We start from the raw sequence: 21,192 nt of genomic DNA, 5'->3' as shown, positions 1-21,192 counted from the left end.
CGAGGTCTACACCGCCCTAACCCACAGCCACCAAGATCTTCAGATCACGGGTTGACTTCCATAGGAGCATCGGGAGGGTGGAGCCTTCTTCGCGAGTCGGGGTGTGGAAGTGCGGGTGTCGCGCTTGTGGGAGGCCGGGGCCGCGGACCGCTCGCCTGTGGACAACTCCGGGGCGAGTGGCGTGCGCCGGGGGTGATGGGCGCGATGCTGGCCCTCGTGGACGTGCGAGGGCTCGGTGCGGCGCTGGTCGATCTCGTGCTGCCAGGTGAGTGCGCGGGGTGCGGTGTGGACCGGCGGCCGTGGTGCGGGGCGTGCCTCGCCCAGGTGGGGCCGCCCACTCGGCCGTGGCTGCCCGGCGGGCCGGAGGTGCTCGCAGCCGGACGGTACGCCGGGCCGCTGCGCGCCGCACTGCTGCGCTACAAGGAGCGCGGCCGCCGTGACCTCGCCGGAGCGCTCGCGGGTCTGCTCGCCCCGGTGCTCGACGAGGTCGCCGGCCCGGCGCAGGAGAGCACGATCTGGCTGGTGCCTGCGCCGTCCCGGCCCGCGGCGGCACGTGAGCGGGGCGGCGACCACGTCGCGCGCCTCTGCCGGGCCCTGGGGGCGCGCCGTGCGGACGTGCGGGTGGCCCGGCCGCTGCGGCTGGCCCGCCGCACCCGCGATTCCGTGGGTCTCGACGCGGCCCAGCGCGCCGCCAACCTGGCCGGCCGGGTCCGGGTGCGCCGTGGCGACCTGCCGGGCGCGGGCCGCGTGCTGCTCGTGGACGACGTCGTCACCACCGGCGCCACGCTGCGGGCGTGCCGCGACGCCCTCGCGCATGCGGGAGTGCCGGTGGCGTCGGCGATCGTGCTCTGCGATGCCGCGCGGGATCACTGATCGCGTGAGCGGCGATCATGAAAGCAACGATGAACGCGACGTGGAATCCTACCGTCGCGCGGGCGACCGGGGAATGTCACTCAGCGCATCCACTCGGCCAGGGTCCTCTGGGGCCTCAGGGCTGTTGTCGAACCGTGATGCGCGTTACGGTGCTCGGATCCCACCGAGGCACCCAATCAGGAGGAATCGCCGATCGAGCGCCGGGGGTGGGCCCCCTGGCGCACCCTGCAACGTCACCCGACGAGAGCGAGGGAAGTCTGCGTGGAGATCGTTGTCACCGGCCGCAATGTCGAGGTTCCCGAGCATTTCCGTGTTCACGTGTCCGAGAAGATCGGTCGCCTGGAACGGTACGACCACAAGATCGTGGGCATGGAGGTCGAGCTCTTCCACGAGCGCAACCGCCGGCAGGCCAAGAACTGCCAGCGCGTGGAGATCACCGGCAGGGGGTGTGGGCAGGCCGCCAGAGCCGAGGCCTGCGCCCAGGACTTCTACGCGGCACTCGATGCCGCGGTCGCCAAGCTCGAGTCCCGGCTACGCCGTTCACATGACCGGCGCAGAGCCAACAGCAAGCGCACCCGGGTGACGGTCGGACGCGGCGCAGCGGGCGCCGGCACCGCCGTCCTCGACGAGCTGCCGACGGTCGAGCATGACGGCGTCGTCGACGAGGAGGTGGACGCCGAGACGAACGGCCAGGTCGACTTCGACATCCCGGGTCCGCGGGGCCACGACGAGGGGCTCCCGGCCGACGATCAGGTGCCGGGCCGGATCGTGCGGCGCAAGGTGCACACGGCATCCCCGATGAGCGTGGACGACGCGCTGTCCCGGATGGAGCTGGTCGGGCACGACTTCTACCTGTTCTCCGACGCCGACAGCGGCCAGCCCAGCGTCGTGTACCGGCGCAAGGGCTACGACTACGGGATGATCCGTCTCGAGCGGTAGCTCCTGTCTTCGCCCGAAAGGGGCGGCTCGTGCGCCGGGATCCGGAACGCGGGCCGCCCCTGCGGCGTTGTGCAGGGAGCGGTCCGCCACTTCGCTACCCTGGTCGGGGCAGCGCGTGCTCCGGCAGCGGGCTGCACCCTGACCGCGAGGTGAATGAGGTCGATCCGTGTCGTTCCTGAACCGTCTGCTCCGAGCCGGCGAGACCAAGCTGGTGAAGAGACTGGCGAAGTACGCCCAGGAGATCGACGCGCTCGAGGCGGAGACGCAGGCCCTCACCGACGACGAGCTGCGCGAGAGGACCGTCGAGTTCCGCGCGCGCTACGCCGACGGCGAGTCGCTCGAGGACATGATGTTCGAGGCGTTCGCCGTGGTCCGTGAGGCTGCCGTGCGCACGCTCGGGCAGCGGGCGTTCCCCGTGCAGCTCATGGGTGGCGCCGCCCTGCACCTGGGCAACATCGCCGAGATGAAGACCGGTGAGGGCAAGACCCTCACCTCGGTGTTCCCGTGCTACCTGAACGCCATCTCCGGCGACGGCGTGCACGTCATCACGACGAACGACTACCTGGCCAAGCGCGACTCCGAGAACATGGGCCGCATCCACCGGTTCCTCGGGCTCACGGTCGGTGTGATCCTCTCCGAGATGCCGCCCGCGGTGCGCCGCGGCCAGTACGCCGCCGACATCACCTACGGCACCAACAACGAGTTCGGGTTCGACTACCTGCGCGACAACATGGCCTGGAAGAAGGCCGACATGGTGCAGCGCGGGCACAACTTCTCGATCGTCGACGAGGCCGACTCGATCCTCATCGACGAGGCCCGCACCCCGCTGATCATCTCCGGTCCGGCCGAGCAGAGCGCTCGCTGGTACCAGGAGTTCGCGCGGATGGCGCCGATGCTCAAGCGCGACATGCACTACGAGGTCGACGAGCGCAAGCGCACGGTCGGCGTCACCGAGGACGGCGTCTCGCTGGTCGAGGACCAGCTGGGCATCGACAACCTCTACGAGGCCGCCAACACCCCGCTCGTCGGCTACCTGAACAACGCCTTGAAGGCCAAGGAGCTGTTCAAGAAGGACAAGGACTACATCGTCCGCGACGGCCACGTGCTGATCGTCGACGAGTTCACCGGCCGCGTGCTGGCCGGTCGCCGCTACAACGAGGGCATGCACCAGGCCATCGAGGCCAAGGAGGGCGTGGAGGTCCAGGCCGAGAACCAGACGCTGGCCACCATCACGCTGCAGAACTACTTCCGGCTCTACACCAAGCTCTCCGGCATGACCGGTACCGCCCAGACCGAGGCGGCCGAGCTGCACCAGATCTACAAGCTGGGCGTGGTGACCATCCCCACCAACCGGCCGATGGTGCGCCAGGACCAGCCGGACCTGATCTACAAGACGGAGGAGGCGAAGTTCGCCGCCGTCGCGGCGGACATCGCCGAGAAGCACCACAACGGTCAGCCGGTGCTGGTCGGCACCACGAGCGTGGAGAAGTCGGAGTACCTGTCGAAGCAGCTGGTGGCGCTCCAGGTGCCGCACGAGGTGCTGAACGCCAAGCACCACGAGCGGGAAGCGGCGATCATCGCCCAGGCCGGGCACGCCGGCGCCGTCACCGTGGCCACCAACATGGCGGGCCGCGGCACCGACATCCAGCTCGGCGGCAACCCCGAGTTCCTGGCCGACCTGGAGCTGCGCCGTCGCGGTCTCGACCCGGTGGAACGGCGCGAGGAGTACGAGGCGGAGTGGGACGCGGTCCTCGCCGCGATGAAGGACCAGGTGGCGGCCGAGGCCGAGGAGGTCAAGGAGGCCGGCGGCCTCTACGTCCTCGGTACCGAGCGCCACGAGTCCCGGCGCATCGACAACCAGCTGCGTGGCCGCTCCGGCCGGCAGGGTGACCAGGGCGAGTCGCGCTTCTACCTCTCCCTGGGCGACGAGCTCATGCGGCGGTTCAACGGCCAGATGGTCGAGTCGATCATGAACCGCTTCAACCTGCCCGACGACGTGCCGATCGAGGCGGGCATGGTCACCAAGGCCATCCGCAGCGCCCAGACGCAGGTCGAGCAGCAGAACTTCGAGATCCGCAAGAACGTCCTCAAGTACGACGAGGTGCTCAACAAGCAGCGCACCGTCATCTACGAGGAGCGCCGCCGCGTGCTGGCCGGCGAGGACATCCAGTCCCAGATCGAGAACATGATCGAGGACGTCGTCCGCGCGTACGTCGAGGGGGCCACGGCCGACGGCTACGCCGAGGACTGGGACCTCGACAAGCTCTGGACGGCTCTGCGCACCATCTACCCCGTCGGCATCCGGTGGCAGGACCTCGCAGGCGACGGCGACCACGACGAGATCGGCGACCTCACGAAGGACGCGCTCACCGACGCGATCCTGGCCGACACCCGCGCTGCCTACGCGCGCCGTGAGGCCGAGGTCGACGAGCTGATCGCGCCGCTGGGCGGCATGCGGGAGCTGGAGCGGCAGGTGCTGCTCACGGTGATCGACCGCAAGTGGCGCGAGCACCTCTACGAGATGGACTACCTCAAGGACGGCATCGGCCTGCGGGCGATGGCCCAGCGCGACCCGCTCATCGAGTACCAGCGCGAGGGCTTCGACATGTTCAACGCGATGTCGGAGGGCATCAAGGAGGAGACGGTCGGCTACCTGTTCAACGCCACCGTGCAGGCCGCCGCACCCGCGCAGCCCGCTGCCGGTGCCGATGTCCAGCCTGCGGCCGCCCAGCCGGCAGCTGCCCAGCCCGCGGCCGCCCGGCCGGCCGGTGTCCAGCCTGCCGCCCCGGCCCGCAGGCCGGCCGCGCAGCAGGCACCGGCCGCGCGGCCGGCACAGCAGGCGCCGGCCGCCCAGCAGCCCGGCGCGGAGCCGGTGGGCGCGGGCGCCGGCCGGCACGCCACACCTGCCGGTGACCCCACCGGCGCAGGCAGCGTGCTGCCCGCGGCGTTCCGCGGCAGCCGGCCCACCGAGCTGCGCTACAGCGGCCCCGCTGAGGACGGCACGGCCACCCGCTCCGCGGGCAACGGCGGTGGCGAGCGCGACGGGAGCCGCGGCGAGGCCACCGTCGCCGGCAACACCGAGCCGTCGCGCAACCGTCCGTGCCCCTGCGGTTCCGGCCGCAAGTACAAGCAGTGCCACGGGTCGCCCACCGCAGCGCGCCCCTGATCCGTCCCGAGTGCTGCGGGGCCCGGGGCATCAGCCCAGGCGCACCGCGGTGCAGCACCACCGGCCGTCGTGGCGCTCGAAGCGGGCGGCGAGGGCTCGGTGGCGCCCGTCGATGAGGCACGTGACGGCCACCTCCGCCACTCCCGAGCACGGCAGGCAGAGCCGCAGCCGTCCGCACCGGGCCCGGGTCCGGGCGGTGCGCTGGCCCGTGGTGGCGCGCCAGTAGCGCAGCGGCGCGGCCGCGAAGTGGGTTCTGAGCTGCGTGGGTGGGCGCCTGCCGTCGAGCACCTCGAGCGCGAGCCGCAGGATGCGGGTGGCGGCGTGGTGCGCGTCCACGTACTCGCGGGCGGCACGCCGCGGTGGCGGGTGGCGCGGCGGCTCGGCAGGCACCGGCGCCGGAGCGGATGCGCCGGGGCCCGGTTCGTACCGGACCGGACGCAGGCGGGTACGGGTCGGGACGGCGGGGGCGGGCCGAGCCGGGAGTGTGATCGACATAGGGCGATGGTGCGGCGCCCTGTCCGGTTGGACGGGGCGTTCGGGTCGATTCGGCGCCATACCGTACGTGAACGAACCGTCTCCCGGCGTACGGTCTGCGGATGCAGCCCGGACATGGCGCGGAGCCGCTGGAACGGCTCCTCGTGCGCGCGGCACAGGCGCTGCAGCGCTGCACGCGGCGCGCGGTCGGTGCCCACGGGCTGACGGCGACCGCACTCGAGGTGCTCGGCGTGCTCGTCGCACACGACGCGCCGTCCCAACGTGACCTCGCGGGCAGCCTCCAGCTGGCCCCGGCCACGCTCACCCCGGTGCTCGACGCGCTCGAGGCGCAGGGCGCGCTGGTCCGCGTGCGGGACGCGGCCGACCGTCGCATCGTGCGGGTCTCGATCACGACGCGCGGTCGGGAGCGGATGGCCGAGGCCGCCGCGGGTGTCGAGCGCGTGCTCGCCGGATTGCCCCAGCCGACCCCGGGGCAGGCCGCGACGATCCGAGCGCACCTGCTCGAGCTCCTGGAAGCCCTGGACCGCGCCGATCAGCGCTAGCCTCGATGCGGTGCGGGCGCTGCTGATGGACTACGCGGGCGTGCTGACCGAGGCGCCGGAACTGCTCGACATCGTTGCCAGGGCCCGCGCGGCGGGCGTGGCAACCGCGCTGGTGTCCGATGCGCAGGTCGTTCCCGAGGCGTGTGCGGGTGCGTTCGACCTGCTGGCGCTCGGCGCCGCGCTGGGCGTGCGGAAGCCGGACCCCGAGCTCTACCGCCGTGTCGCCGCACGGCTCGGGGTGGCTGTCGCCGAGTGCGTGGTGGTCGACGACCACGCACGCAACGTACGCGGGGCCCGCGCGGCGGGTGCGATCGTCGTGCACCACGTGTCCGCGGACACCACGCTGGTGGAACTGGAGGCTCTGTTGGCCCTCGGGACGTGAACGTCCCGGAGCGCGGACCGGCCGGAGCGCTCCTCGTCCGCGTCGTCGTTCGGCGCGGGGTGGGAGTGCTCCGGCCGGCTCGGTCCGGTCAGTCCTGGGTCAGTGTGTCACTGCGGCGGGGGCGGGGGCGGCTGCTCGCCCGACTCCTCCGGAGGCGGAGCCTGGGTGGTGTCACCGCCGCCCGTGGCCCCCTGGAGGTGGTCGACGCCCTGGTCGATGTGCTCCTCGTGGCCGGCGAAGCGGCCCTTCGCCGCCTCCCCCGCCTTGTCGAGCCCCTGGTCGACCTTGTCGTCGTGCTGACTCAGCATGTCCTTGGCCTTGTCCATGAAACCCATGCCCCCACCATGGACCCTCGCGCCCGTCCGCGCTGCTTCAGCTGTCACCCGTTCGGACGAAGATGGACGTGCGACGGGCGGAGCTCGTCGACGCTGTTCACCCCGATCAGCTGGAGGGTCCGCACGATCTCTCCCGCCAGGATCGAGACGGCCTTCTCCACACCGACCCGGCCGCCCGCCATCAGCCCGTACAGGTACGCCCGTCCGATCAGGGCCGCGCGGGCACCGAGCGCGACGGCGGCGAGCACGTCGGCGCCGTGGACGATGCCGGTGTCGACGAACACCTCGGCGCGATCGCCGACGGCCTGCACGGTGGGCTCGACGAGCTCCAGCGGCACCGGAGCACGGTCGAGCTGGCGCCCCCCGTGGTTGGACAGCAGCACCGCGTCGGCCCCGGCGTCGACCACGCGGGCGGCGTCCTCGACGCTCTGGATGCCCTTGATCACGAGCTTCCCGGACCAGGCGCCGCGGAGCCACTCGACGTCGTCCATCGTGAGCGCCGGGTCGAACACCCGATTGATCAGCTCGGCGACGGTGCCCTCGGTCGACCCGAGGCTGGCGAAGTTCAGCGGCTCCGTGGTCAACATGTTGAACCACCAGTGCGGGTGCAGCGCACCGTCGGCGAAGGTGCGCAGCGACAGCGCGGGCGGGATCGACATCCCGTTGCGCACGTCGCGCAGCCGCGCCCCGCCCACGGGCGTGTCGACGGTCAGCATCAGCGTGTCGTACCCGCACGCGGCCGCCCGCTGGACCAGGTCCGCGGCGTGGGCGCGGTCGCGCCAGATGTAGAGCTGGAACCACTTGCGGGCATCCGGTGCGGCCGCGGCCACGTCCTCGATCGTGGTGGTGCCCATCGTCGAGAGCGTGTAGGGGATCCCGACCTGCTGGGCGACCGACGCGACGGCCCGCTCGCCCTCGTGGTGCATCATCCGCGTGAAGCCGGTGGGGGCGAACGCGAACGGCAGCGCGGCGCGCTCGCCGAGGATCTCGCGCGTGGTGTCGGTGGCGGAGACGTCGCGCAGCACCGTGGGGTGGAACTCGATCCGGGCGAACGCGCGGCGGGCCCGGTTCAGCGACAGCTCGCCGTCCGCGGCCCCGTCGGTGTAGTCGAAGACGGCGCGCGGGGTGCGGCGCCGTGCGATCGTGCGCAGGTCGGCGATGCTCGCGGCGCGCCGCAGCCGGCGCTCGTCGGCGTCGCGCACGAACGGCGCGGGGCGCAGCAGCGGACGGAGCTCGGAGGGGCGGGGCAACCGACGCTGGACCATGTGGTCAGCCTATTTCGCCCGCCGTCAGAGCGGGCCCGCCGAGCGAAGCGGAGGCAGTTCAACACCGCCGGGAGAGCTCGAACGCGGCGACGGCGCCGGCGCTGGCCACGCCGAGGGACTCGACCCCGCCGTGCATCGGGATCGCGAGCAGGCCGTCCAGCAGCGGGCGGACCGATTCGGACAGGCCGTCGGTCTCGTTGCCCAGCACGAGCGCCACGCGGTCGGGCAGCGTGGCGTCGAGCAGGGAGTTGCCGCCGGCGTCCAGGCCGTACAGGGCGAACCCGGCGTCGGCGAGCGCGGCGCAGCCCTCCTCGACGGTGGCCGATCGCAGCACGGGCGCCCGGAACGCGACGCCGGCCGACGCCTTGACCACCAGCGGGTCGATCGCCGGCAGGCCGCGGCGGGGCAGCAGCACCCCGTCCAGGCCCGCCGCGGTGGCACTGCGCAGGATCATCCCGACGTTGGCGGGGTTGGTGAGCCGGTCCAGCACGAGCACGGCGGCGGGCGCGCCGGGTGCCAGCGCGCCGGTGAACTCGGCGACCGGTGCCATCCGCGGCGCGACGACGTCGGCGAGCACGCCCTGGTCGTGCCGCCCGTTGCCGGCCAACACCTTGACGCGGTGCGCCGTCGCCCGCTGCACCGGCACCCCGCGCTTGCGGGCGCTGTCGAGGATGGCCTGCACGGGTTGGCCGCGCAGACCCTCGGCGAGCACGACCTTGTCCACCCGCAGCGCCCGGTCATCGAGTGCCTCGAGTACCGGCTTGCGGCCGTAGACGGTGATGAAGGTGTCTTTCGGGGACCGCTCGCCGCTCATGCACCGAGCCTAGGATCGGGGGATGCCGCCCCGGCTCTCCGCCCTCGATGCCTCGTTCCTCTACCTCGAGGCGCCGACCACGCCGATGCACGTCGGCGCGGTCTCGGTCTTCCGGCGGCCGCGGGCCGGGTTCGACTACGACCGGCTCGTGGGCCTGATCGAGCAGCGCATCGCGCTCGTGCCGCGCTACCGGCAGAAGGTCCGCCACGTGCCGGGCAACCTCGCCCGACCGGTGTGGATCGACGACCCCGACTTCGACGTGGCCTACCACGTGCGGCGCTCCGCGCTGCCGAAGCCCGGCTCGGACGAGCAGCTCACCGAGCTCGTCGCCCGGTTGATGTCGCGCCCGCTCGACCACACGCGCCCGCTCTGGGAGATGTACCTGGTCGAAGGGCTGGCGCGGGGCCGCACCGCGGTCGTCACGAAGACCCACCAGGCGATGGTCGACGGCACCAGTGCGATCGACATCGGCCAGGTGCTCCTGGACGTCTCGTCCGAGCCACGGGTGGTGCCCGAGGACCTGTGGATGCCCCGCCCGGAGCCGTCGGGCGCGGAGCTGGTGCTCGAGGCGGTCGCGGAGGCGGTGGCGCGGCCCGGGGAGATCGTCGACAACGTGCGTGTGGCCACCGGCGACGCCATGGCCACCGTGGGGAAGATCACCGGTGCCGCCGGCACGCTGTTCTCGATGGCCTGGACGGCGAGCCGCCCGGCCCCCGGCACCCCGCTCAACGTGGGGATCTCCACACAGCGCCGGTTCGCGGTCGCCCGCACCGAGCTGGAGGACTACCGCCGCGTGCGGGCGGCGCACGGCTGCAGCGTGAACGACGTCGTCCTGAGCGTCGTGGCGGGCGCGCTGCGCAACTGGCTGCTCTCCCGGGGCGAGCCGGTCACCCCGTCGTCCACCGTGCGGGCGATGGTGCCGCTGTCGGTGCGCGGGGAGGCGGACGTGCCGAGCTCCGCAGCGGCCGGGTCGTTGGGCAACCGCGTGTCGTCGTTCCTGGTGGACCTGCCGGTCGGGGAGCCCAGCCCTGTCGTGCGCCTGCACCACGTCACGCACGCGATGCGCGAGCACACGTCGGGCGGCCAGTCCGTCGGCGCCGATACCCTGGTCCGGATCGGCGGGTTCGCGCCGCCTACGCTGCACGCCTTGGGGGCACGCGCCGCGAGCGGGTTCTCGAAGCGGATCTTCAACTTGGTGGTGACGAACGTGCCGGGACCGCAGTTCCCGCTGTACGCCGCAGGCGCCCGGATGCTCGAGATGTTCCCCGTGGTGCCGCTGGCGAAGGGGCAGGCGCTGGCCATCGGGCTCACCTCCTACGACGGTGGCGTCTACTACGGGTTCAACGGCGACCGCGACGCGATGCCCGATGTCGACGTGCTGGCCGGGCTGGTCGACGAGTCGCTCGACGAGCTCCTGACGACGGTGGCCTGATCCGATGCGCATCTACGTTCCGGCCACCTGGCCGATGCTCCGTTCGCTGGTCAAGAACGGTGTTCTCGACCCGATCGGCGGCACCGCGTTCGCCCTCACCCCGGCGCTGCGCGAGGCCTACACCACCGGCGACGACGAGGAGCTCGAGTACGCCGCGATGAACCAGGCGGCGCGGGCCTCGCTGCGGCTGCTCTCGGTCGAGTTCGGGCTGGGGGAGGACACCACCCCGGCCCGCCGCGTGGTGGTGGCCGCCGACCTTGACGAGGTCACGTTGCGCCCCGACCTCGACGACGGCGTCGTGCGCATCGCCGGGTCCGTGCCGTTCGAGTCGATCGCCGCGGTGCACGTCGACACCGAGGAGGCCGCGTACGCGGTGCGCCAGGCCTCCGGCGCGGTCGACGCCGCCGACATGGGCGACCTCGACGCCGAGTTCCTCGTCGGCGAGGCCGAGGACCACGAGCTGGCCTGGTACGACCCCTCCGAGGTGGCGTTCCTGGTGGAGGTCGGCTAGCGGCGCCGACGGGTCCAGAGCAACACCGCGACCAGCGGGATCAGCAGTATCAGCACTCCTTGCCGGGTCAGCAGGAACAGCCCGATCGCGAGGACCAGCACCACGCCCATGAGCGGCGGTTCCCAGCGCTGCACCGGAGCCGGCTGCGGCGCAGCGACCTCGCCCGGCGGCGGTACCTTCGGGCCGCCTGGCAGCGGCGGGTGCGGCTCGGGCAGGTCGGTGAACAGGGCGGCCAGATCGGCCGCGACCACGGCGGCGGCCGCGGCGGCCGACCGGTCCGCGTACTCGTCGACGTCCAGGCGGCCCGCCGCGAGGTGCTCGTCGAGGGCCTGCAACGCCGCCGTGCGCTCGGCGTGGCCGACGCGCAGGGGCGAGCGCTCTGCGTCCATCTGCCTCCGCTCCGGCCGTCGAGACGGCGTTCCGTGTGGCACCTGCTACGAGCCTGCCACCTCGCCGCGGTCAGTGCAGGGCCACCAGGACCCGGCGCAGCGCGGCGAGCCGGCCGGGACCGAGCTTGCCGTCGGCCACGAGGGTGTCGAGCGCGCACTCCGGGTCCGCCGGCGGCCCGAGGTGTCCGCAGCCGCGCGGGCAGTCCTCGATCGCCTCCGCGAGGTCGTCGAACGCCGCGGGCACGTCGTCGGCGGTGACGTGGGCGAGCCCGAACGAGCGGATGCCCGGCGTGTCGACCACCCAGCCGGCGCCGCGCTCGTCGGGCAGTGGGAGGGCGAGCGCCGCTGTGGTCGTGTGCCGGCCCTTGCCGACGGCGGAGACGACGCCCACGGCCCTGCTGGCCTCCGGCACGAGCGCGTTGACCAGCGTGGACTTGCCGACGCCGGAGTGCCCGACCAGCGCGGACACCCGTCCCACGAGCACCTCGGCGAGCGGCGCCGGATCGCGGTCGCGCCGGGTGACCACGACGGGCAGGTCCAGGTCGCGGTACTGCGCGGCGAACGGCTCCGCATCGGCGAGGTCGGCCTTGGTCAGGCACAGCACCGGCGTCAACCCGCCCGCGTAGGCGGCCACCAGGCAGCGGTCCACGAACCCGGTGCGCGGCACCGGGTCGGCCACCGCCGTCACGATGATGAGCTGCTCGGCGTTCGCCACGACCACGCGCTCGTAGGGGTCGCTGTCGTCGGCCGTGCGCCGCAGGACCGTGCGCCGTTCCTGCACGCGCACGATGCGCGCGAGCGTGTCGACGGCGCCGGAGAGGTCGCCCACCAGGTCCACCCGGTCACCCACGACGATCGGTGTGCGCCCGAGCTCCCGGGCCCGCATCGCGACGACCGGCGGGCGGGCCGCGTCGCCCTCGGGGGCGCAGGTCCAGCGGCCGCGGTCGACGGCGGTGACCATCGCCTCCGACGCGTCCGCGTGCTCCGGGCGGCGCTTGCTGCGCGGCCGCGAGCCCCGGCGACCGGGCCGGACCCGGACGTCGGTCTCGTCGTACTCGCGGGGACTCACCCGAGCAGCGCCGTCCAGCGGGCCGGGAAGTCGGGGATGGTCTTGTCGGTGGCGCCGATGTCGTCGACGGCCACCCCGGGCACGGCCAGCCCGACGAGCGCACCCGCGGTGGCCATCCGGTGGTCGGCGTAGGCCCGCCACGGCCGGTCCGCCCGCGCGGTGAGCGGCGCGGGCCGGATCTCCAGCCCGTCCGGGGTCTCGATGACGTCCCCGCCGAGCGCGGTCAGCTCGGTGGCCAGCGCGGCCAGCCGGTCGGTCTCGTGACCGCGGATGTGGGCGACGCCCCGGATGCGCGACGGGGAGGTGGCCAACGCGGCGACGGCGGCGACGGCCGGCGTGAGCTCGCTGGCGTCGTGCAGGTCGACGTCCACGCCGGCGAGCTCGGACGGCCCCCGCACGGTCATGCCGTCCGGGCCGGGGGTGACGGTGCAGCCCGCCTGCTCGAGGACGGAGAGGATCTCGGCGCCCGGCTGGGTGGAGCCGCCCGGCCAGCCCGCGACGGTGACCTCGCCGCCGGTGAGGGCCGCGGCGGCCAGGAACACGGCGGCGTTGGACAGGTCCGGCTCGACGGCCCAGTCGCGCGCCGCGATCGGGCCGGGGGTCACGCGCCACGTGTTGGGCTCGGCGTCGTCGACCTCGACCCCCGCCTCGCGCAGCATGGCGACCGTCATCTCGATGTGCGGCAGCGAGGGCACCGGCTTGCCGTCGTGGTGGACCGTGAGGCCCTTGTCGTAGCGGGCGCCGGACAGCAGCAACCCCGACACGAACTGCGAGGACGCCGAGGCGTCGATCACCACGTCACCGCCGGCGAGCCCGCCGGTGCCGTGCAGGACGAACGGGAGGGCGGAGCCGTCGATGCGGGCGCCGAGGGCGCGCAGCGCGTCCAGCACGGTGTCCATGGGACGTTCCCGGGCGCGCGGGTCGCCGTCGAACGACACCGGGCCGTCGGCGAGTGCCGCCGCGGGCGGCACGAAGCGCATCACGGTGCCCGCGAGGCCGCAGTCGACGCTGCCGCCGCCCCGCAGCCCGCCGTGCCCGCCGAACACGATCCGTTCGCCGTCGGCCTCGACCGCGACACCCAGCGCCCGCAGCGCCCCGACCATGAGCGCGGTGTCGCGGGACGCGGGCGCCCCGTCGACGGTGCACGCACCGCCCGAGAGCGCCGCCAGCAGCAGGGCGCGGTTGGTCACGGACTTGGAGCCCGGCACGCTCACCCGGCCGTGGACGGGCGCGGTGGCGTGCGGGGCGGGCCAGGCTGCGGTCACGACACCATGATTCCGCATGCCGGTTGGATCCCGGACACGGCGCGGCCTGGTTCCCAACCTCATGATCACCGTGTCGGCGCGTTCGCGGGTGGATTTCGCCCGTTCTCGCGCCGACACGCTGATCATGGCCGCTCGGACCGGGGACGGCCGCAGAAGGCGGCGAACGCATGCAGGTACCGGCGAGAGTGCGTTTCGTCGGGCCCGGCTGCAACGATGGGGGCATGTGCGGCCGATACGCCTCCATCAAGGCCCCCGCGGACCTCGCCGACGAGTTCCGGGCCGTCGACGCCACCGACGGCGCAGCGACGGCCGACTACAACGTGGCTCCGACGAAGCAGATCGTCACCGTCGTCGAGCGACACCCCCGCGACGCCGAGGGCACGCCGGATCCGGACCGCACGGAGCGCACGCTGCGGATGGTCCGGTGGGGGCTTGTGCCGTCCTGGTCGAAGGACCCGAAGTCGGGTGCGCGCATGATCAACGCGCGGTCGGAGTCCGCGGCCACGAAGCCCGCGTTCCGCCGCGCGCTGAACTCCCGCCGCTGCCTCATCCCCGCCGACGGCTGGTTCGAGTGGCAGCGCGGCCCCGAGCACAAGCAGCCCTACTACACGCACTACGCCGACGGCCGTTCGCTCGCGATGGCCGGTCTGTGGGAGTTCTGGAAGCCCAAGGACGACCCCGACGAGGAGTACCCCAACGGCCTCGTGACCGCCTCCGTGCTCACCACCGAGGCCGTGGGCCCGCTCGCGCAGATCCACGACCGGATGCCGCTGGTCCTGCCGTCCGACGCCTGGGACGCCTGGCTCGACCCGGATACCGGCTCGGACGCCGAGTCCGTGGCGTCGCTGATCGCCCCGCCGTCGCTGGAGCTGATCGGGCAGCTGCAGCTGCGGCCGGTGTCGCCGCTGGTCAACAGCGTGCGCAACAACGGAGCCCAGCTGCTGGAGGAGCTGCCGCCGGAGGAGGTGCGGGAGCCGGTGCAGCTGGACCTGCTGGCGGGGCCGAATCCGAGCTGAGCCCGGTTCAGGCCGAGAGGTGGTAGTGAGCGCCGGGTGGAGCAGTGGGATCGAGGGAGAACAGGACGAATAGCTTCCCGAGTGGAGTATCTCCGCCCCAGAGGTCCGGCGATCCGTCAGCGACCCTGCGGAGTATTCTCAGCAACGTTTCGTAATCTCGGGTCGACTCCTGCTCGAGAAGGTGCTCCGCGTCGGCCACGACAAGTACGAGACTTCTTTCCCGTCGGCCCGGGCGGTCCCCGTAGTAGCTCCCGAGTCCACCTTCGGAAACGACGAACAGTTCCCTCAGGCACTCGTCCAAGGCGTCCCAGTTCATCCCGTAGTAGCTGGGGAACTCCAGCGCATCGCCGAGTGTGCGCAGCAGGTCCGTGCTGGTCGAGCAGCGTTTTCCCTGGACGATCACGTGATGGAAGTAGGATCCGTGCCGATCGAGGACGCGCGCCGATGCTCCCTCGACCTCCGGGCTGGGCTCCGCCCGTCGTAGCCACTCGGCGTCTGCGGTCCTTACCGGGGCGAGTACGTAGCGCCCTTCCGATCGAGCCTCGAGCTCGACCGGATCACGCTCGACAGGCATCTGTGGCGCGCCTCCTTGCTTCGTCTTGACTCGGGACTTCTCCTTGCTGGAGCTCCAGCGTGGTTGCGTGCCGGGCGTGGCGTCCAGCGCATAAGTTGGACCGGTGTCGCGATCCGGTGCCGAGCCCACCCTCACGGCGGTGCCCACCCCCCACGGTCCCGCCCGCATCACCCGCCGCGACGCCGACGGCGAGGCGCGTGGCCTGCTCCTGCTCGGCCACGGCGCCGGCGGGGGCGTCAGCGCGCCCGACCTCGTCGCGACGGCGGGCGTCGCGCTCGCCCTCGGTGTGCACGTGGTGCTCGTCGAGCAGCCCTACCGGGTCGCGGGCAGGCGAGCCCCGGCTCCTGCCGGCCAGCTCGACACGGCCTGGCTGGCGGTGGTCGAGCACGTCCGCGCGGAGCTGCCGGACCTGCCGCTCGTGGTCGGCGGGCGCAGTTCCGGCGCGCGGGTGGCCTGCCGGACGGCCACCGCGGCGGGCGCGGCCGGTGTCCTGTGCCTCGCCTTTCCCGTGCACCCGCCGGGCAAGCCGGAGAAGGACCGGCTGCCCGAGCTCGCCCAGCCGAGCGTGCCGGTGCTGGTGGTGCAGGGCGAGACCGACCCGTTCGGCCGTCCGGAGCCCGCTCCCGGACGCGAGGTCGTGCTGCTGCGGGGTGACCACAGCCTCAAGTCCGACGTGCACGGCCTCCGCGCCGCGGTGACGGCCTGGCTGACCGACTTGCTGGCCCTACCGGCCTCCTGAGGGCCCCGCGGCCCCGTCGCACACACCTCCCGGGCCTCGCACACACGTCTGAACACGTGTGCGGAGCTCCCGAGGTGTGTGCGGGCGGCTCAGCTCGCGATCTCGGCCACGGTCGCCCCGCAGAGGCGCACCAGGTCGGCCGGGGCGAGCTCGATCTCCAGCCCGCGCCGCCCGCCGCTGCAGAACACCGTCTCCCAGCCTTGCGCCGAGGCGTCGACGACCGTGGCGAGGCTCTTGCGCTGGCCCAGCGGGGAGATGCCGCCCGCCACGTAGCCGGTGGCGCGTTCGGCTGCCCCGATCTCGGCCATGCGCCCCCGCTTGCCGCCGACGGCGCCGGCGAGCGCCTTGAGGTCGAGCGTGGCCGACACGGGCACGACGCCCACGGTGAGGACGCCGTCGACCTCCGCGACGAGGGTCTTGAACACGCGGTCGGGGTCGAGGCCGAGGAGCGCGGCGGCCTCCGGGCCGTACGCCTGGCCGCCGCCGTGGGTGTAGGTGTGCACCTCGTGCGCGATGCCCCGCCTGGTGAGCAACGCCGTCGCCGGGGTCCCCTTGCCTGCCACGAAGGGGAACGGTAGGCGAGTGCATGGTTGCGCGGGGAATCACCCACCGGGGTCCGGTGTTGACGCATCCGTGGCACAGGCAGTGATGGAGGGTCCGCGCACCACCGGAACGGTGCGTCCGGCGGGCCGGGACCGGCGGGGCGGCGTATCCTCGATGCGTCATGCGGTCGCCAGCGCGGCGGCCGACACCGGGGTCGCCGAGCGGGCGGCCCGGCGCGAGAGGAGCGCGGTGCCCGGCACCGAGCAGGACGCGGCGCGGGACGCCGAGTCTCAGACCGCCGAGTCTCAGACCGGCGAGTCCCAGACCGGCGAGCAGGCCGAGCGGGAGGAGACCGCTCAGGAGCGGGCTGCCCGCTTCGAGCGCGACGCCATGCCGCTGATCGACCAGCTGTACGGCGCGGCGCTGCGGATGACCCGCAACCCGGCCGATGCCGAGGATCTCGTGCAGGAGACGTACCTCAAGGCGTACTCGGCCTTCCGGACGTTCCGTGCCGGCACGAACCTCAAGGCGTGGCTGTACCGGATCCTGACCAACAGCTACATCAACGGCTACCGGAAGCGGCAGCGCCAGCCGCTGCAGTCGCCCACCGAGGAGATCACCGACTGGCAGATCGCCCAGGCCGGTGAGCACACCTCGCAGGGCCTCCCGTCGGCCGAGATGGAGGCGCTGGACCGCCTGCCGGACAACGACGTGAAGGCAGCGCTGCAGCAGCTGCCGGACGACTTCCGGATGGCGGTGTACCTCGCCGACGTCGAGGGCTTCGCCTACAAGGAGATCGCTGACATCATGGGCACCCCGATCGGCACCGTGATGTCCCGGTTGCACCGGGGTAGGCGCCAGCTGCGGGACATGCTGACCGACACCGCTCGTGACCGCGGCTTCATGCGCGGACGCCATGAGGAGGTCTCGTCGTGAGCTGTGGGAACCACCACGACACGGACTGTTCGGAAGTTCTCGCCGAGGTCTGGCTGTTCCTCGACCACGAGTGCAACGAGGAGCGACGACGGCTGCTGGCCCAGCACCTCGACGAGTGCCAGCCGTGCCTGTCGGAGTACGGCCTCGACGAGAAGCTGAAGCGGCTGCTCGCGGCCAAGTGCGGCGGTGAGCACGCACCGGCGGGCCTGAAGGACCGGTTGCGCCAGCAGATCCGCGTGGCGGTGCTGGAGCAGGCGGAGGTGACGGTGGAGGCAGGCCCGGAGGGCACCACCACCACGACGGTCGAGGTGCGCAGCACCCGCGTCGAGCAGCGCGGCTAGGGACTCCGCCGTTGAGACGCGGCCAGGGACGTCGCGGGTAGCGCCGTCCCCGGCCGATGAAGCTCAGGTGTTGGGCTTCTTGCCGTGGTTCGCGCCCTTCTTGTTGCGGTCGCGACGCTTACGTGCGCGCTTCGACATGCTCGACCTCCTCGTTCCGTCCGGGGGATGGACCCAATCCTCCCACGTGGTTTCATGGAGCCGAGTACGGACCGGAAGGCGGCGTCGGGTGTCGACCCTGAGTGAGCTGCTCGCCGAGCAGACCGAGTTGCGCGGCGAGGCGGTCGAGCACCTGAAGCGCGTCGTCGCGGAGTGGCAGTTGCTGGCGGACATGTCGTTCGCCGACTTCCTGCTCTGGGTGCCGCTGCCCGGCGGCACGGAATTCCTCTGCGTCGCGCAGGCCCGTCCGACGACGGCGCCCACCGCGCACCCCGAGGACATCGTCGCCGCGCGCGTCACGACGACCGACAGCCCCCAGCTGCGTCGCGCGGTCGTCGAGGGCCGGATCTGCCGGGAGGAGTACCCGCGCTGGCACCTGGAGGTGCCGGTGCGGCGCGAGACGATCCCGGTGCGCTTCGGCAGGTCGGTCATCGCGGTGCTCTCGCGTGACACCAACCTCGCGATGCCCCGGGTGCCGAGCCCGCTGGAGATCGCCTACCTCGGCAGCGCGTCGGACCTGTGCCAGATGGTCGCCGACGGCACGTTCCCGCCCAGCGCGGAGACCGTCGGTGCGGTGACGAGCCCCCGGGCCGGTGACGGCCTGATCCGGCTGGACGCGCACGGCCTCGTGGCCTACGCCAGCCCCAACGCGCTCTCGGCGTACCACCGCATGGGCCACGCGAGCGACCTCGTGGGCGTCGTGCTCTCCGACGCCACCCGCGATCTGGTGCACGACCCGTTCGACGCGGCGGAGGTCGCTGCGCGGATCGACGGGGCGCTTTCGGGCAAGCATTCGCTGCGCATGGAGGTCCGGGCCCGAGGCGCGGTCATGCTGGTGCGCGCGTTGCCGCTGCGCCCCCGCGGGGACGCAGCCGGCGCGCTGGTGCTGGTGCGCGACGTCACCGACCTGCGCCGTCGCGACATGGCCCTGCTCTCGAAGGACGCCACGATCCGGGAGATCCACCACCGGGTCAAGAACAACCTGCAGACGGTGGCGGCCCTGCTGCGCCTGCAGGCGCGGCGCACCGGGATCCCGGAGGCGCGGATCGCGCTCGCGGAGAGCGTGCGCCGGGTGAACTCGATCGCGCTGGTGCACGAGGCGCTGTCGGTGTCGGTGGCGGAGCGCGTGGACCTCGACGAGCTCGTCGACAAGGTGCTGCCGGCCATCGGCGACGGCGCCACCGCGGAGTCGCGGGCGAAGGTGCGCCGGGAGGGCAGCTTCGGCACCTTGCCCGCCGCGCTGGCCACGCCGCTGGTGCTGGTGCTCACGGAGCTGGTGCACAACGCGCTCGCGCACGCCTTCGACCCGGGCCGGGCCGGTGAGGTCGTGGTGTCGGCCCAGCGGTCGGACACCACCCTCGACGTGGTGGTCGCGGACGACGGGCGGGGCATACCGGAAGGCACCGATCTGGAGCGCTCCGCAGGGCTCGGCCTCCAGATCGTGCGCACGCTCGTCGACTCGGAGCTGGGCTCGGCGCTGGAGGTACGTCCCCGGCCGGGCGGCGGAACGGAGGCCGTTATCAGGCTCTCGTTGCGGGGGCGCTAGCCTGCATCGTGAGGTCGCTGGTCCGACAAGCGAGGTCGCGCCGCCCGGATCGACGGCCCCCTCCGGAGCTGCCCCGCGTGCGCCCGGTGTAACGACCGCGGGCCCGGAGCCGGGTGCAGTCCGGCTTCGGGCCCGCGGTGCGGAGGTTGGGAGGTTCAGGCAGTGCGTGCGCGTGTACGCGCATTCCGGCGCTTCAGCGCCCGCCGCTCGTCCTCGCTCATACCGCCCCAGACGCCTGCGTCCTGGCCGCTCTCGAGTGCCCATGCGAGGCACTCACTGGTGACAGGGCAGCGCCGGCAGACGGTCTTGGCCTCGGCGATCTGCAGCAACGCAGGACCGCTCGTCCCCACGGGGAAGAACAGCTCGGGGTCCTCGTCGCGGCAGATAGCGCGGTGACGCCAATCCATGTCTCTCGGCTCCTTGTGCTTGCGCGATCGGGGTCGCGCCGATCGTCTGTCACGGTCTTGTGGTCCGCGCTTGTGAATGATTTCACGAGCGCCCTCGATCTTCAAGGGACCAGGTCCATCCAGGTGACCACTCTCACCCACTCACCGCAACGATCCTGAGCACCGACAGTTACTGCGCCTGTACTCATCCAACTGTGGTCGTTGCGACGATCGATCGACCTCGTCCCGTCCACCGGCCCCGTGTACCCCGGGAGCGGCTGGACCATGCGAGAAGTCCACTTGCGATCACTCGCTTGTCCGTGACCTACCATGGAGCAACGTTTGCCCAGGTGCGAGCCCTTATCGGCTCGACGGTCCGCGAGCATCGGTGAGTGGACACCCGCGGTCACCTCAACGGGTGACACCGCCCGCTTGCCTGCGGCGAGCTGCGCGTCTCGTACGACGACGCGTAGTGCGCCGGACACGGGGCGCAGCGGGCGTTCGTGCAGGCGCAACCACAGCGTAGGCCCGGCCCGTCACGGCCTATCCTCGAGGTCGTGAGCTCCGAGGACCGCGCGATCGCGCGCCCGCCCCGCCAGGTGCGGGTGGCCGGCGTGCTGGTCGGTGTTCAGGGGCTCGTGGCGCTGGGCTTCGCGGTGGCGCTCGCCGTCCGGGCGTCGGCGGCCGAGGGCAGCGGCATGCTGGTCCGCGACATCGTGGGCGAGGCCGGGTACTTCGTCATCGTCGGCGCCGCGCTCGTCGCCGTGGGCGCCGGGCTTGTCGTCGGCCGCCGCTGGGCGCGCACCCCTGCGATCGTGACGCAGCTGCTGCTGCTGCCCGTCGTCTACACCCTGCTCGGGCCGTCCCGCCAGCTCCTGCTCGGCATCGTGGTCGGCATCGTCGTGGCGGCCGCGTTCCTGCTGCTGATCAGCGAGGCGTCCCGGATCTGGTCGATGGGCCTCGATCTGCCGGAAGCGCCCGCACAGGGCCGTTGACGGCGAAAGCGGCGAGCGCGTCGCCGTCGAGCCGGTAGCTCGTCCACTCGTCCATGGGCACCGCGCCCAGCGCCCGGTAGAAGCCGATCGACGGCTCGTTCCAGTCGAGCAGCTGCCATTCCAGGCGCGCGTAGCCGCGCTCGACGCAGACGGCGGCCAGGGCGGCGAGCAGGGCGCGGCCGAAGCCGCTGCCGCGGTGCGCGGGCCGGACGAAGAGGTCCTCGAGGTGGATGCCGGCCACGCCGGTCCAGGTGGAGAAGTTGAGGAACCAGAGGGCGCAGCCCACCACCTCGCCCGCCGCCTCGCCTTCCGCCACGGCCACGTGGCACTGCGCAACGGGCTCCGGGCCGAACAGCGCGGCGTGCAGCTGCGCCTCGGTGAGGGTGCAGGACGCGGCGGCGCGTTCGTACTCCGCGAGCTCGTGCACGAGCCCGACGACGGCGGGCACGTCGTCGGCGCGCGCTTCCCGGATCACCAGGGTCC

The 21,192-nt window shown here is 72.7% G+C and carries 25 protein-coding genes; 13 read left to right on the top strand and 12 right to left on the bottom strand.

All coding sequences use genetic code 11. The features are described from left to right. Window positions 1-204: 204 nt before the first annotated feature. The 3 genes from CFP66_RS14115 (at window position 205) to secA (ending at window position 4,978) form a co-directional block, all read left to right on the top strand. Entirely contained in the window at window positions 205-873 is a 669-nt protein-coding gene (locus tag CFP66_RS14115; RefSeq protein ID WP_094923960.1) for a ComF family protein, read from the top strand. 261 nt (window positions 874-1,134) lie between these two features. Continuing rightward, on the top strand, window positions 1,135-1,812 hold the full coding sequence (gene hpf, locus CFP66_RS14110; protein WP_094923825.1) for a ribosome hibernation-promoting factor, HPF/YfiA family: 678 nt from the start codon (window positions 1,135-1,137) through the stop codon (window positions 1,810-1,812). A gap of 166 nt (window positions 1,813-1,978) precedes the next feature. Continuing rightward, window positions 1,979-4,978, top strand: coding sequence for a preprotein translocase subunit SecA (gene secA / locus CFP66_RS14105; RefSeq protein ID WP_094923822.1), 3,000 nt, complete (start codon window positions 1,979-1,981; stop codon window positions 4,976-4,978). A 30-nt stretch (window positions 4,979-5,008) separates the two neighbouring features. On the opposite strand, the gene CFP66_RS14100 is transcribed toward secA, so the two are convergent. Further along, on the bottom strand, window positions 5,009-5,473 hold the full coding sequence (locus CFP66_RS14100; protein ID WP_094923819.1) for an Rv3235 family protein: 465 nt from the start codon (window positions 5,471-5,473) through the stop codon (window positions 5,009-5,011). 101 nt (window positions 5,474-5,574) lie between these two features. Between CFP66_RS14100 and CFP66_RS14095 the strand changes: the two genes are divergently transcribed. Further along, window positions 5,575-6,015 carry a MarR family winged helix-turn-helix transcriptional regulator gene (locus CFP66_RS14095; RefSeq protein ID WP_094923816.1) on the top strand — a complete coding sequence of 147 codons (441 nt, stop codon included), beginning with the start codon at window positions 5,575-5,577 and terminating at the stop codon, window positions 6,013-6,015. 10 nt (window positions 6,016-6,025) lie between these two features. After that, on the top strand, window positions 6,026-6,397 hold the full coding sequence (locus CFP66_RS14090) for an HAD-IA family hydrolase (protein ID WP_233159405.1): 372 nt from the start codon (window positions 6,026-6,028) through the stop codon (window positions 6,395-6,397). 107 nt (window positions 6,398-6,504) lie between these two features. Here the strand turns inward: CFP66_RS14090 and CFP66_RS14085 are convergent, their stop codons facing one another. Genes CFP66_RS14085 through CFP66_RS14075 form a run of 3 tightly spaced genes read right to left on the bottom strand, consistent with a single transcriptional unit; the run spans window position 6,505 to window position 8,811 of the window. After that, complete coding sequence (locus CFP66_RS14085; protein WP_094923813.1) at window positions 6,505-6,732, bottom strand: antitoxin; 228 nt, start codon at window positions 6,730-6,732, stop codon at window positions 6,505-6,507. A gap of 44 nt (window positions 6,733-6,776) precedes the next feature. Then, window positions 6,777-7,997, bottom strand: a complete 1,221-nt coding sequence (locus CFP66_RS14080; protein ID WP_094923810.1) for an alpha-hydroxy acid oxidase — start codon at window positions 7,995-7,997, stop codon at window positions 6,777-6,779. Window positions 7,998-8,055: 58 nt separating this feature from the next. After that, window positions 8,056-8,811 carry an RNA methyltransferase gene (locus CFP66_RS14075; protein WP_094923808.1) on the bottom strand — a complete coding sequence of 252 codons (756 nt, stop codon included), beginning with the start codon at window positions 8,809-8,811 and terminating at the stop codon, window positions 8,056-8,058. Between the two features lie 22 nt (window positions 8,812-8,833). On the opposite strand from CFP66_RS14075, the gene CFP66_RS14070 reads away from it, so the two are divergent. Beyond that, a complete protein-coding gene (locus CFP66_RS14070) occupies window positions 8,834-10,243 on the top strand; it encodes a wax ester/triacylglycerol synthase family O-acyltransferase (protein ID WP_094923805.1) in 1,410 nt (469 codons plus the stop codon). Window positions 10,244-10,247: 4 nt separating this feature from the next. After that, window positions 10,248-10,754 carry a hypothetical protein gene (locus CFP66_RS14065; RefSeq protein ID WP_094923801.1) on the top strand — a complete coding sequence of 169 codons (507 nt, stop codon included), beginning with the start codon at window positions 10,248-10,250 and terminating at the stop codon, window positions 10,752-10,754. On the opposite strand, the gene CFP66_RS14060 is transcribed toward CFP66_RS14065, so the two are convergent. The 3 genes from CFP66_RS14060 to aroA form a co-directional block, all read right to left on the bottom strand. Continuing rightward, window positions 10,751-11,143: a DUF1707 domain-containing protein gene (locus tag CFP66_RS14060; RefSeq protein ID WP_094923798.1), complete on the bottom strand. Its 393-nt coding sequence runs from the start codon at window positions 11,141-11,143 to the stop codon at window positions 10,751-10,753. The genes CFP66_RS14065 and CFP66_RS14060 overlap by 4 nt on opposite strands. Before the next feature lie 70 nt (window positions 11,144-11,213). Continuing rightward, the gene (rsgA, locus tag CFP66_RS14055) at window positions 11,214-12,212 is read right to left on the bottom strand and encodes a ribosome small subunit-dependent GTPase A (protein ID WP_198961432.1); all 999 of its coding nucleotides are present in this window, start codon (window positions 12,210-12,212) and stop codon (window positions 11,214-11,216) included. Next, window positions 12,209-13,477: a 3-phosphoshikimate 1-carboxyvinyltransferase gene (gene aroA, locus CFP66_RS14050; protein WP_094923794.1), complete on the bottom strand. Its 1,269-nt coding sequence runs from the start codon at window positions 13,475-13,477 to the stop codon at window positions 12,209-12,211. Before aroA ends, rsgA begins: the two co-directional genes overlap by 4 nt. 221 nt (window positions 13,478-13,698) lie before the next feature. Here aroA and CFP66_RS14045 point away from each other — a divergent pair, with 221 nt between their 5' ends. Then, window positions 13,699-14,493, top strand: a complete 795-nt coding sequence (locus CFP66_RS14045; protein ID WP_094923790.1) for an SOS response-associated peptidase — start codon at window positions 13,699-13,701, stop codon at window positions 14,491-14,493. Window positions 14,494-14,500: 7 nt separating this feature from the next. Here CFP66_RS14045 and CFP66_RS14040 read toward each other — a convergent pair whose 3' ends face one another. After that, window positions 14,501-15,067, bottom strand: a complete 567-nt coding sequence (locus CFP66_RS14040; RefSeq protein ID WP_158228096.1) for a barstar family protein — start codon at window positions 15,065-15,067, stop codon at window positions 14,501-14,503. A gap of 139 nt (window positions 15,068-15,206) precedes the next feature. On the opposite strand from CFP66_RS14040, the gene CFP66_RS14035 reads away from it, so the two are divergent. Then, the gene (locus CFP66_RS14035; RefSeq protein ID WP_233159404.1) at window positions 15,207-15,806 is read left to right on the top strand and encodes an alpha/beta family hydrolase; all 600 of its coding nucleotides are present in this window, start codon (window positions 15,207-15,209) and stop codon (window positions 15,804-15,806) included. An 89-nt stretch (window positions 15,807-15,895) separates the two neighbouring features. Here the strand turns inward: CFP66_RS14035 and ybaK are convergent, their stop codons facing one another. Then, on the bottom strand, window positions 15,896-16,369 hold the full coding sequence (ybaK, locus tag CFP66_RS14030; protein ID WP_094923785.1) for a Cys-tRNA(Pro) deacylase: 474 nt from the start codon (window positions 16,367-16,369) through the stop codon (window positions 15,896-15,898). 229 nt (window positions 16,370-16,598) lie between these two features. Between ybaK and CFP66_RS14025 the strand changes: the two genes are divergently transcribed. Both CFP66_RS14025 and rsrA read left to right on the top strand, forming a co-directional pair. Beyond that, on the top strand, window positions 16,599-17,285 hold the full coding sequence (locus CFP66_RS14025; protein WP_369805045.1) for a sigma-70 family RNA polymerase sigma factor: 687 nt from the start codon (window positions 16,599-16,601) through the stop codon (window positions 17,283-17,285). Next, the gene (gene rsrA / locus CFP66_RS14020) at window positions 17,282-17,626 is read left to right on the top strand and encodes a mycothiol system anti-sigma-R factor (RefSeq protein WP_094923783.1); all 345 of its coding nucleotides are present in this window, start codon (window positions 17,282-17,284) and stop codon (window positions 17,624-17,626) included. The genes CFP66_RS14025 and rsrA overlap by 4 nt, the downstream gene beginning before the upstream one ends. A 63-nt stretch (window positions 17,627-17,689) precedes the next feature. Here rsrA and CFP66_RS50300 read toward each other — a convergent pair whose 3' ends face one another. Next, window positions 17,690-17,764 carry a 50S ribosomal protein bL37 gene (locus CFP66_RS50300; RefSeq protein WP_369805044.1) on the bottom strand — a complete coding sequence of 25 codons (75 nt, stop codon included), beginning with the start codon at window positions 17,762-17,764 and terminating at the stop codon, window positions 17,690-17,692. Between the two features lie 88 nt (window positions 17,765-17,852). Here CFP66_RS50300 and CFP66_RS14015 point away from each other — a divergent pair, with 88 nt between their 5' ends. Continuing rightward, entirely contained in the window at window positions 17,853-19,328 is a 1,476-nt protein-coding gene (locus CFP66_RS14015; RefSeq protein WP_094923780.1) for a sensor histidine kinase, read from the top strand. A 155-nt stretch (window positions 19,329-19,483) separates the two neighbouring features. Here CFP66_RS14015 and CFP66_RS14010 read toward each other — a convergent pair whose 3' ends face one another. Further along, window positions 19,484-19,735 (bottom strand): WhiB family transcriptional regulator, encoded by a 252-nt coding sequence (locus CFP66_RS14010; RefSeq protein ID WP_094923777.1) that lies wholly within the window; start codon window positions 19,733-19,735, stop codon window positions 19,484-19,486. Between the two features lie 536 nt (window positions 19,736-20,271). Here CFP66_RS14010 and CFP66_RS14005 point away from each other — a divergent pair. Then, complete coding sequence (locus tag CFP66_RS14005; protein WP_233159403.1) at window positions 20,272-20,709, top strand: hypothetical protein; 438 nt, start codon at window positions 20,272-20,274, stop codon at window positions 20,707-20,709. On the opposite strand, the gene CFP66_RS14000 is transcribed toward CFP66_RS14005, so the two are convergent. Beyond that, window positions 20,642-21,184, bottom strand: coding sequence for a GNAT family N-acetyltransferase (locus CFP66_RS14000; RefSeq protein WP_094923775.1), 543 nt, complete (start codon window positions 21,182-21,184; stop codon window positions 20,642-20,644). The two genes, CFP66_RS14005 and CFP66_RS14000, sit on opposite strands and share 68 nt — an antisense overlap. Window positions 21,185-21,192 lie beyond the last annotated feature (8 nt).

Source organism: Pseudonocardia sp. MH-G8, assembly GCF_002262885.1.
GTDB lineage: Bacteria > Actinomycetota > Actinomycetes > Mycobacteriales > Pseudonocardiaceae > Pseudonocardia.
The sequence above is the reverse complement of the archived record's forward strand: the minus strand, read 5'-3'. Positions and strand labels throughout refer to the sequence as shown.